Raw genomic sequence first — 10,608 nt, forward strand, 5'->3', positions numbered from 1 at the left:
TGCTTGCCGAATAAGAGTCGATGATCGAGCGGAAGTTTTTGCACGAATAAGGCAAATGGTTTTGAATTTATTAAAGCAAGAGAAGAGTTTCAAAGCCGGCATTCAACGCAAGCGAATGATGTGCGCGATGGACCAAGAGTACCTAGCGACCGTGCTGGGAAGCCTTTCGTGACGCGGATGTTCATGCGTTTTCCGTGGCCTAGAACAGTCTTTGAAGCAATGCGCACAGGATTTTGGTGTTGCCGATCGGGTTGATTTTGAAGGTTTTCAAACTAATATGATCCCTTACTATCTCCACGCTAGGGGTACGTTACTAACTTCACTTTATGAAGGTTTTCCAAACGTATTGATAGAGTCGATTATATTAGGTACTCCTGTGGTGGCATTCGACTGTCCAAGTGGTCCGAGGGAAATTATTCAAGAGGGTGTGAATGGATATTTGGTCGATCATCTATCAGTAGATGATTTACAAAAAGTATGTCGAATCTCTTTGAAAAAGCCACTTGCAAGAGAAGCGGTGCAGGCATCAGCTTATAAGTATTTTTGTTCGGACGTTATCACTAACTACGAGGCTATTTTGACAGCGTTGGAATGAGTTGGAATAAAATAATGGATTCGCTGATTTCGTATTTTTCCAAAGGTAGCTTAAAGTAGGATAAAAGTCCTTACTAATAAGAGCGATGACAGAGCGGAAGTCTTTGCACGAATAAGGAAAATGGTTTTGAATTTATTAAAGCAAGAGAAGAGTTTCAAAGCCGACATTCAACGCGAGCGAATGACGTGCGCGATGGACCAAGAGTACCTGCAGACCGTGCTGGGAAGCCTTTCGTGACGCGGATCTTCATACCTTTTCCGTGTTTCCGTATTTTTTAATCGCTTTTCGATAAAATAAATGTAGAGGATTTTTTCTTGTGAGAGTAAGAAAAGTTTGGTTTTTTTATACTTTGGCCAAACTGACATACATGTTACTAGCTTTATTTGTTTACACTAGGTTTACTCAGTTGGGGGACACATATAGATACCTAGGTGGTAGAACTTATGGTTCAGAGAGCTGGTGGTATAGTTCTACGCATATGATGGATTTTTTGGCACATTCATTTTCAAAAGTTCTCGGGCCAACTTTAGCTAATGTACCATTCGTACTTCTTGCCGTTTACGGTGTCTACTATGCGGTAGAAAGAGCAGGGTTTACTCATAGCCAAAAAACTAAAGTTCTGTTGTTTCTGTGTTTGCCTAGTTTCAGCATTTGGTCTTCAATTGCATCAAAAGAAGCTATAGGCGTTTTCTTTATGGGAGTAATTCTTGGCTTTTTATTTAAATTAATGAACAAAGAAAAAATCACTTGCAAGCCTTTAGTTTTTCTTTGTTTCTATCTCTGTGTTATATTTAAGCCTCAGTATATGATAGGTTTGTTTTCAATCTTTACTTATATTATGCTTACGACGAGTTTTTTTTAAAACGGCTAATGGTAAACTTTTCATCTTGTCTCTATTTTTATTTTTATCTATTGGTCTGCTTTACTATTTTCGAGATGTTATTAACGATTACTCTTTTATCATGCCTAAACATTTTAGTCTTGATGCAGGTAGCACCAGAGTAAATGATATTTGGGTTAATGACTATGATGTTTTTAGAAATGCTCTTTATGGGATGTTTATAGGTTTCTGGGGGCCGACGTTCTCCGAATCTATTGCCAAGCCTACGCATTTTCTCGTTTTTATGGAAAGTTTTTTTATTGTTATTGTTTTTGTTTTCTTATGTATTATTACGATTTTAAATTTTGCTAGGTATAGAAAATTAAATGTAATGTTTGTTTCTCTTGTTATAATATCCTTGAGTTGGATTCTTTTTGTTCATTACCCATTCGGTGCGTTAAATCCAGGGTCTGCTGTGAGATATAGAACAAACTTTTTTTCTTTTTTTGTTATTGTAATTTATTTCATATATCTAAAAACAAATAAAAAATTGTTGCCGCGAGGTTGTTTTGAAAAAAATACTACATGTTATTACCGGCTTGAATGATGGTGGTGCAGAGTCTGTACTTTATCGACTATGTAAATACGATAAGAGTAACCAATATATTGTTGTTTCCTTAATGGATGAAGGGAAATACGGCCCTTTATTAGAAGAGATAGGTGTTCAAGTCTATTGTTTAAATTTATCAACACGCCCCCTTTCGGCATTAATAAAGTTATATAATCTGATCCGCCAGTATAACCCCGAAGTTGTGCAAACATGGATGTACCATGCAGATCTTATTGGTGGAGTGGTTGCACGTTTAGCTGGATATAAAAATGTTTTTTGGAATATTCGACATACAGAGCTTAAACCAAACGAATCCAAAAGTTCTACCATACTGATTGCAAAGTTCTGTGCTAAAATTAGCTCATTAGTACCAAAGGGTATTGTTTGTTGTGCCAATAAGGCGAGAAACGTTCATATTGATCTAGGCTATTCTGGCGAAAAGATGATAGTGATTGGTAATGGTTATGACCTGTCGGTCTTCTATCCAAAACGAAAATTGTGATGGCTCTTTAAATGATTTAAATAGTAAATTTTTATTAGGGACGATTGGTAGATTTAATCCTCAGAAAGATCATGTTGGATTATTAAAATCACTCGACTTAGTAAAAAGACGATGCTCTGAATTCAGTGCCGTTCTTATTGGTAAAGATATCACCTCGAATAATCTATTCTTAATGGATAAGATTAAAAAAATAGAGTTTGAAGATAATATATCTCTTTTAGGTCAGCGCACAGATATTGCAACGATAATGAATAGTCTGGATGTTCATATATTATCTAGCTCATTTGGTGAAGGGTTTCCAAATGTTGTAGCAGAAGCTATGGCCTGTGGTACTCCTTGTATTACTACCGATGTTGGCGATGCAGCGATTATTGTAGGTGATACTGGATGGGTAGTGCCGCCTAAAGATCCACAAGCTTTAGCAAATGCGATATTAGAAGCTATGGAAGAAAAACAAAACAACCCGCAAGCGTGGCAAGCCAGAAAACAAGCCTGCCGTGAGCGAATTATAAATAATTTTAGCATCGAGAAGATGGTATCTAGCTATCATCAAGTTTGGTTTAATTAATGAATATAATAGCTATTACCGCAAATACAAGTTGGTATCTTTATAATTTTAGAAAAAATACGATACGATCTCTTTTAGAAGAGGAATATGTCGTCATCGCTATTGCACCAAGAGATAGCTACTCTAGACAGCTTGAAGATATAGGTGCAGAATTTATTCATATCGATATTGATCAAGGTGGAAGAAATCCGTTTAATGATATAAAGGCACTCTTATCATTTTACTCGATATTATCAAAAAGAAACGTTGAGGTTGTGCTCAACTTTACTCCTAAGAATAATATATATTGCACTATAGCTGCAGCATTCAATAAAACGAAAGTGATCAATAACGTTGCAGGTCTTGGGTTTTTATTCGTTAACGAAGGTTTAACCTCAAAAATAGCGCGAGTTTTATATAAATTTAGCCAACAATTTGCGGATAAGGTTTTCTTTCAAAATGAGGAAGATCGTGAGTTATTTATTAGTAACAATATTATTAAGAGTGAAGTTTCTGAACGATTGCCTGGTTCCGGCGTAGATCTATCACGATTTGTTGTAATCCCTGCGCCTGATGATGGCATAGTGCGCTTCCTTTTAATTGCTCGTATGCTTTATGACAAAGGAGTTGGGCACTATGTTGAAGCAGCAAGAATGCTCAAAAAGGAATATAGTGAAAATATAGAGTTGCGCCTGTTGGGTTTTCTTGATGTTGATAACCCCTCTGCGGTATCTAAGAGTGAAATGCAAGCTTGGATTGATGAAGGTATCGTTACTTACCTAGGTACTTCTGATAAAGTTGAGGAAGAAATTTCACAAGTTGATTGTATGGTACTGCCTTCATTCTACCGTGAAGGGGTCCCGAAGACATTGTTAGAGGCTGGCGCTATGGGTAAACCTATAATTACAACGGATAATGTGGGCTGTCGCGAGACAGTCGATCATAATATTAATGGTTTTCTCTGTCATACACAAGACACTTTTAGCCTTTATGAAGCAATGAAAATGATGATTGAAATAGGGCATACCAAAAGATTATCTATGGGGCAGTCGAGTAGAGTAAAGATGCAATCAACGTTTGATGAGAAAATCATTATAAATAAGTACATTGACACAGTCCGTTGTGTATTAAACCAGAAATAGTATTCGTTTGTGCAGGGTTAAAGGAAATATAATGAAATATCTCGTCACCGGCGTGGCCGGTTTTATTGGCAGTGCCGTGGCAAAAAAACTGCTAGCACAGGGACATCAGGTGGTTGGGGTGGATAACCTCAATGATTACTATGAAGTATCACTCAAACAAGCACGGTTAGATAACATTCCTCAAGCGAGCTTTACCTTTGTGTCGCTTGATATTGCCGATCGCACCGCGGTTGCACAGCTATTCGAGCAAGAAAAGTTTGACCGTGTTATCCACCTTGCCGCGCAAGCGGGGGTACGTTATTCGCTGGATAACCCGCATGCCTATGCCGATTCAAATCTTGTTGGCCATTTGAATATCCTAGAAGGCTGTCGGAATACGAAAGTTCAGCACTTAGTCTATGCCTCGTCAAGCTCGGTATACGGCTTGAACGCTAAGGTGCCGTTTGAGACTAATCACTCGGTTGACCATCCCGTATCGCTGTATGCCGCGACCAAAAAATCCAATGAGTTGATGGCGCACAGTTATTCGCATCTCTACGATATTCCGACCACAGGCTTGCGCTTTTTCACCGTGTATGGCCCGTGGGGGCGTCCGGATATGGCGCCATTTATCTTTACTAAAAAGATTCTTGATGGTGAGATCATTGATATTAACAACCACGGCGATATGTGGCGCGACTTCACCTATATCGATGATATCGTCGAAGGCGTGGTACGGATTGCAGATGTGCTGCCACAGCGTGATGATGATTGGACGGTTGAGAGTGGCTCGCCAGCCTCAAGTTCGGCGCCTTATGCGGTGTATAATATTGGCCACGGTAGCCCAATCAATCTAATGGACTTTATCCAAGCGATTGAATCTGAGCTTGGCATTGAGGCGAAGAAAAATTTTCGCGGCATGCAGCCCGGTGATGTATACCAAACCTATGCCGATACCCAAGATTTGTTCGAGGCTACCGGCTACCAACCAAAAGTGGGCGTGAAAGAAGGCGTCGCGCAATTTGTTGATTGGTATAAAAAATTCTACCAAATGTAAGTGCTTGGATACGGAGTACGGAAAGAGACGAGACGCTGCGCTTCTAGAGACTAGAAACTAGATAGAACAGATCGTGCTCGCTTCTGCGTTTTTGCTCTTTCTGTACTCTGTATTCCGTCATCGGTATTCGTGAATGGGAATACGGAGCGCTGCGCTTACAGAGTACGGGAAAGAGCCGCCTCGTGCTTGCATTGGATTTTTTGCTTTTTCTGTACTCTGTATTCAGTAATCGGTACTCAGGATAAGGTCAGGTACGATATGCTTTTTCCGTATTCCGTATTCCGTATTCCGTATTCCGTATTCCGTATTCCGTCAGGTGATTCCATTGGTGTTGATAACAGAAGCCTGAGTATATACTGAACAATACATTTTCTTTCTTGTTCTATTTTCCCGCGCTCGTATCCACCTGCATTCTTAAAAAAGGCAGCAATACCAGCCCTATGGTCACCGCGCATAACGCTATCGTGATAAAAAAGCCCTGCCAAGCAAAAGCCTTAATAATCAGTGCCAATGGATAGCCAGCGGCGGCGGCGCCTAAGTAGCAAAAATGCCAACAAAGCCGGTCGATGCACCAGCCGCTTGTTTGTGCGAGCATTCAGCGGCCGCCATTCCAATGAGCATTTGCGGACCAAACACAAAAAAACCTACACAAAATAGCAACAGCGCGTGAATAAAAATATCGGAAAACGGAAATAACCAGAACGCCGCCACAGAGAGAAAAATACCGGTGGCAAATAAAATACACATAGGCCCGCGGTTACCGGCAAAGACACGATCCGATCCCCAGCCTGCGACAAGAGAGCCCAAAACTCCGCCCACCTCAAACATCGCCAAGGCGACATTGGCTTGAATCAAGCTGTAGTGATGCTGTTGGGTAAGATAAATATTACCCCAGTCGTAAATGGCGGTGCGGACGATATACACCATGATATAGCTGACCGCGAGTAACCACAGATAGCGATTGGTGAGCACATAGCGATGCAAAATAGTGCGATAGGTCAAAGAGGGGCTGTCTGCTTCGTGAAATTGTTCAAGCTTGTCCTTGCGCCAATCACCAATATTAGGCAACCCAAGTGATCTGGGTTTATCTCGTAAGTAAAAAAACAATAACAGCCCAATCATTATCGCGGCCACGCCCGGCAATGCAAACCCTGCCTGCCAATTCACATGGATAACTAAATACGCGACTAGCACCGGCACAATGGCGCCGCCGACATTATGTGCTGTATTCCAGACTGCCCACCACACGCCACGCTCGTTGCGTGAATACCAACTCGTCAGCAAGTTAGCACACGCTGGCCATCCCCATCCCTGAAACCAAGCATTGGCCACCCATAATGCAGTCAAGGCAGCAATACTGTGCACTTGGCTGAAAACCAGGCTAATCACGCCTGTCAATATCAGCCCGATGCTCATAAAAAAACGTGAGTTGGTTTGATCCGCAATCATTCCCGATACAAATTTCGACACGCCGTAGGTTAATGAAAACAGTGTCCCCATTAAACCGATATGTGCCATATCGATATCTAGGTTGGTAATCAACGCGGGCGAGGCGGCACTCAATGTTTTACGGGTTAAATAGAATCCAGCATAGCCCACATACATGCCCAGCATAATATGGCGTCGCCAATAGGCGTAGAGGGTGTCTTGGGTATGCGTCTGTGTCGTCATGATTTTACTGTTTAAGGTATGTGTGGAAGGGATAGGGTGAGTGATGTGCCATGTTCGGTTGATTGAATATCGCAATCGCCGCCCATCGCCATCACTCGCTCGCGAATGCCTTTCAGACCAAAGCCGTTAACGGTGTCTTTGGGGGTAAACCCACAACCATCATCCGTCACGTGTAAGGTGCTAGTATGACCCAATGAAATAACAACGGCCACGTGACGTGCATTGGCGTGTTTATGAATATTATTCAGTGCCTCTTGGCAAATTCGGTAGAGGGTCACACGCACGGTATCGCTGACCGCTTGATGGTGAGTGATAGAAAGTCTTATATCAATCCCCTGGGCGACAAATCCCATATCATGGACCAACTGGCTAACGGCCTCATCGAAGCTAACATCATCTAAAACGGTCGGCCGCAATTGCGCAAGCAAGGTTTTGGTTGATTGGTAAATGTTCATCGACATGTCTTCAATCACTTGGAGATACGAGGTATAAGCGTGATCGTTATCCAATCGTTTAATGATATTGGCGTGGGTTTTAATTGCGGTTATGTTCTGGCCGACATCATCGTGTAGCTCACGCGCAATATCGCGTCGGATCTTTTCTTCTGTGCTGATCAGTTGACGCGACAAATATTGGTTTTTGCGCAGTTGCTGCTGAATGCCGGTAGTCAGATCGCGCTGACGCTGCACGGCAAGCCCCAGCCCAATACCGGTCATGGTTTGCACCGCAAGTGATAATAATAACTCGACAGTGGCCACCGTGGCGGTCGCTGAGGCGTCTGTATGGGCAGCCACCAGCGCCAAGCTATTGAACAGCGTCGCAAGAAATGCACCTTGCCAGCCATATTTTAGCGCAAACAAAATGATGGGAATGGCTAAACAAAACGGCGCAAAACGGTCCAGTGAGGGCGGCAATTGCGTTTGAATGAGTAAGTTAAAAATAAATGCGGCGCTGCATATCAGCCCATCGCGCCAATGAAAGCGGATAGACGTATGCGCGATACGGGCAGAAACCATGCCCCATGGCTTTGAGAACAGATAAAACGTGAGTAAATAGCAGCAGGGTAGGACAATCAACATGGCGGTAAGCGGTGCGAGTAATAACAGCATATCGTTTGATAATGACGATCCAAGACTGATGATCGTGGCGCTTTGGCTCAACCCTGCCACACTCGCGAGCAATAAAAACGGCCAATGACGACGGTGCGCATAAGCGGTAAGTATATGGCATATTGGCCATGAAAGGGCACTGAGCAACCCTAAAAGCAGCCAATCTTGATTGGGTAAGTAGTGAAAAAGAAGGGCCAAAGCCAGCCACTCAGCCAAATATATGGCCGTCCAATACGCACGACGGGTCGTGATAATCAGCCCAAGGCGACAGGCAAAAGGTAAAAATACCACTGCGAGGGTATTCGTGGGCAAGAGAAAACGGCTGATCACCCACAGGCTCACCCATGCACAGAGTACAAAAAACAAAATGCAAAGGGCATTGATTACCCAGTTAACCGTGGCGTTATTCATACATCCTGTTGGAGTTTTTTGGCTAAGCACACATCGTTATCGACCGCGAGTTTTTCCATGGCATTCGCGCGGTGAACATGCACGGTTTTGGGACTAATCTTTAATTGGTCAGCAATATGTTTAATCGCGTGGCCGTCTGCGATCAGGGTGGCCACTTGCTTTTCACGACGCGTGAGTTGGGACAGTTGGCACGTTAATGGTTTGGTTGGCGTTGCCAGTTGTAGCGCCATATCCTTGGTTATATAAAAGCCGCCTTGTGCGATGGCTCTTACCGCTTGAATTAAATCATCAGGATGGCAGTTTTTACTCAGGTAGCCTTTGGCGCCCAGTTGCAGTGCCTTTTCAATCATACTGGCTGAGTCATGCACGCTGAGCATCAGTGCACCCATCCCAGAGGGGAGCTGCTCAAGCAGTTGCAGGCCACTCTCATTAGGCATAGAGATATCTATAATACAGACATGGACAGGTAAGCCGGGTAAATGATGCCGTGCTTCTTTGGCTGAGCCAAATTCACCAATAACAGCAATATCGGGCTCAATCGTGAGAAGTTGTGCAAAACCGGATCGTACCATTCTATGGTCGTCAATGAGTACAACGTTGATCATAGGCTGCCTGCAAAAAAGCAGTACATTAGCGCCAGTACGACGCTAATGCAATGTGGTATATCAATTGTTGAGCGAGCAGCGTGTTGGGGCTGATCGTCCGGTCTATTACACGGCTTTTGCGTTGAGCTTCATCGCCTTTTTCTTTTTACGGATTTTGTGCTCTTCTGCGACAGCCACCATCGCCAATAATCCTAAGCAAATCAGTGCAGAGGCATCTAATGCAGCAAAGGTGCCTTTCCAACCGGTTAAGCCAAAGACTGGCGTACCGTCGGCCACCATCCCTAACCCCAGTTTGGCAAAGCTATCGCCGATAAGATAAGCAAACGTGCCTTTCACACCATCGGCGACACTGATCGCCTTTTTCGGCACAAAGCCAACCGCGGCGACACCGATCAATAGTTGTGGACCAAACACGAGGAAACCTAGTGCGAATAAGGCCGATAGATACATAAATTCGCTGGTGGCATATTGGTAGAACTCCAGCGTCATGACTATCAGACCTAGCGACACACAAGCAACCAGTGCGCGGCGACCGTTGGCGAGATCAGATAAATATCCCCACATGAGCGTGCCGACCAGCGCGCCCACTTCAAACATGGTAAAGCCAGAAATCGCCGTTTCTTTTGAGAAACCCAGCTCTTGATACGCATACACGGTAGACCATTGATCGATACCAATGCGCACGATATAGAGGAAGATGTTAGCAAAGCACAGTAGCCAGATGATTTTGTTTTTCAAGATATACTTAAAGAACATTTCCTTTTTGGTCATCTTGTTTTCTTCAGCTTCACGATCTTCATCACTGATCGGTTCTTCGAACAGCTCTTCTACCGTACCTAGTCCATACGCTTCTGGTGAGTCACTACCATATCGCATACCAATCGCACCGACGATAATTGCAATAACAGCAGGGAACACAAACATCCCGATGACGTTACCGTCAAAGAAGACGTTGGCACCAAATAAGGCCACACCCGCGGCACCGGCACCACCGACATTGTGCGACATATTCCACAGCCCAAGGTATGACCCACGTTTGTTACTCGGTGTCCATTTGGTAATGGTTGAATAACTTGATGGACCGCCGGTGCTTTGGAAAAAGCCGCTCAGAGAGTAAAACGCCACCATCAAAAACAGGCTAATGCTGCCGCCACCCAAACTAAAGCTGAAGCCAAGCATACAAAGACCAGAAAGGATCAGCATAAACGGGAGAAATTGCTTTGTATTCTTGCCATCGGCGTAGTAGGAAACAACGGTTTTACCAATCCCGTAGGTGACAGAGAAACCGAGACCAATCATACCGAGCTCGGTCATGGAGAGGCCGTATTGGTTGATCATATCGTTCTGAGCGACATTAAAGTTTTTTCGCACCAGATACATGGTGAGATAACCAATAAAAACCACTAAGTAAGATTGCAGGAACGGTTTAAGCCACATTTTTCTGCGCTGTTCAGCGGGCAGATCTAATGTAGCCGAGTTTCCGCACCTAATTTAGGAATAAACCGTTTCGTATAACTGACCCAATAGTTTCAGCAATCGTCGTTGGTGTTACTCGTACAC

General features: G+C 43.5%; 9 protein-coding genes and 3 pseudogenes. 8 read left to right on the top strand and 4 right to left on the bottom strand.

Translation table 11 applies throughout. The annotated features are described in order from the left end of the window. From DZ54_RS25015 to DZ54_RS0116180, 8 genes and pseudogenes are all read left to right on the top strand, one after another. A pseudogene (locus tag DZ54_RS25015) lies at positions 1 to 172 on the top strand (ISAs1 family transposase); the annotation flags it as partial. A gap of 39 nt (positions 173 to 211) precedes the next feature. Continuing rightward, on the top strand, positions 212 to 595 hold the full coding sequence (locus DZ54_RS24435; protein WP_025675215.1) for a glycosyltransferase: 384 nt from the start codon (positions 212 to 214) through the stop codon (positions 593 to 595). A gap of 78 nt (positions 596 to 673) precedes the next feature. Further along, a pseudogene (locus DZ54_RS25020) lies at positions 674 to 832 on the top strand (ISAs1 family transposase); the annotation flags it as partial. A gap of 79 nt (positions 833 to 911) precedes the next feature. After that, on the top strand, positions 912 to 1,457 hold the full coding sequence (locus tag DZ54_RS22690; protein WP_025675217.1) for a hypothetical protein: 546 nt from the start codon (positions 912 to 914) through the stop codon (positions 1,455 to 1,457). A gap of 527 nt (positions 1,458 to 1,984) precedes the next feature. Then, positions 1,985 to 2,527, top strand: a complete 543-nt coding sequence (locus tag DZ54_RS26460; protein ID WP_240474057.1) for a glycosyltransferase — start codon at positions 1,985 to 1,987, stop codon at positions 2,525 to 2,527. Next, the gene (locus tag DZ54_RS26465; protein ID WP_240474058.1) at positions 2,490 to 3,095 is read left to right on the top strand and encodes a glycosyltransferase; all 606 of its coding nucleotides are present in this window, start codon (positions 2,490 to 2,492) and stop codon (positions 3,093 to 3,095) included. The genes DZ54_RS26460 and DZ54_RS26465 overlap by 38 nt, the downstream gene beginning before the upstream one ends. Beyond that, positions 3,095 to 4,216 (top strand): glycosyltransferase family 4 protein, encoded by a 1,122-nt coding sequence (locus tag DZ54_RS0116175; RefSeq protein ID WP_025675220.1) that lies wholly within the window; start codon positions 3,095 to 3,097, stop codon positions 4,214 to 4,216. Before DZ54_RS26465 ends, DZ54_RS0116175 begins: the two co-directional genes overlap by 1 nt. Positions 4,217 to 4,247: 31 nt before the next feature. Further along, positions 4,248 to 5,252, top strand: coding sequence for an NAD-dependent epimerase (locus DZ54_RS0116180; protein ID WP_025675222.1), 1,005 nt, complete (start codon positions 4,248 to 4,250; stop codon positions 5,250 to 5,252). Between the two features lie 382 nt (positions 5,253 to 5,634). On the opposite strand, the pseudogene uhpC reads toward DZ54_RS0116180, so the two are convergent. The 4 genes and pseudogenes from uhpC to uhpT all read right to left on the bottom strand — a co-directional run bounded on the left by uhpC (position 5,635) and on the right by uhpT (position 10,539). Further along, positions 5,635 to 6,923 (bottom strand): annotated as a pseudogene (gene uhpC, locus DZ54_RS22700) (MFS transporter family glucose-6-phosphate receptor UhpC). Positions 6,924 to 6,934: 11 nt separating this feature from the next. Continuing rightward, positions 6,935 to 8,443 (bottom strand): signal transduction histidine-protein kinase/phosphatase UhpB, encoded by a 1,509-nt coding sequence (gene uhpB / locus DZ54_RS0116190; RefSeq protein ID WP_025675223.1) that lies wholly within the window; start codon positions 8,441 to 8,443, stop codon positions 6,935 to 6,937. Beyond that, positions 8,440 to 9,048, bottom strand: a complete 609-nt coding sequence (uhpA, locus tag DZ54_RS0116195) for a response regulator transcription factor UhpA (RefSeq protein WP_025675224.1) — start codon at positions 9,046 to 9,048, stop codon at positions 8,440 to 8,442. Before uhpA ends, uhpB begins: the two co-directional genes overlap by 4 nt. A 105-nt stretch (positions 9,049 to 9,153) precedes the next feature. Continuing rightward, entirely contained in the window at positions 9,154 to 10,539 is a 1,386-nt protein-coding gene (uhpT, locus tag DZ54_RS0116200) for a hexose-6-phosphate:phosphate antiporter (protein ID WP_037354965.1), read from the bottom strand. Positions 10,540 to 10,608: the final 69 nt, after the last annotated feature.

Source organism: Salinivibrio socompensis S35, assembly GCF_000513715.1.
In the GTDB taxonomy this organism is placed as follows: domain Bacteria; phylum Pseudomonadota; class Gammaproteobacteria; order Enterobacterales; family Vibrionaceae; genus Salinivibrio; species Salinivibrio socompensis.

Bases quoted from the DNA above. Each gene is read 5' to 3' on its own strand.
- uhpB (WP_025675223.1), bottom strand. From the start codon at position 8,443: ATGAATAACGCCACGGTTAACTGGGTAATCAATGCCCTTTGCATTTTG.
- uhpA (WP_025675224.1), bottom strand. From the start codon at position 9,048: ATGATCAACGTTGTACTCATTGACGACCATAGAATGGTACGATCCGGT.
- DZ54_RS26465 (WP_240474058.1), top strand. From the start codon at position 2,490: ATGACCTGTCGGTCTTCTATCCAAAACGAAAATTGTGATGGCTCTTTA.
- DZ54_RS0116180 (WP_025675222.1), top strand. From the start codon at position 4,248: ATGAAATATCTCGTCACCGGCGTGGCCGGTTTTATTGGCAGTGCCGTG.
- DZ54_RS0116175 (WP_025675220.1), top strand. From the start codon at position 3,095: ATGAATATAATAGCTATTACCGCAAATACAAGTTGGTATCTTTATAAT.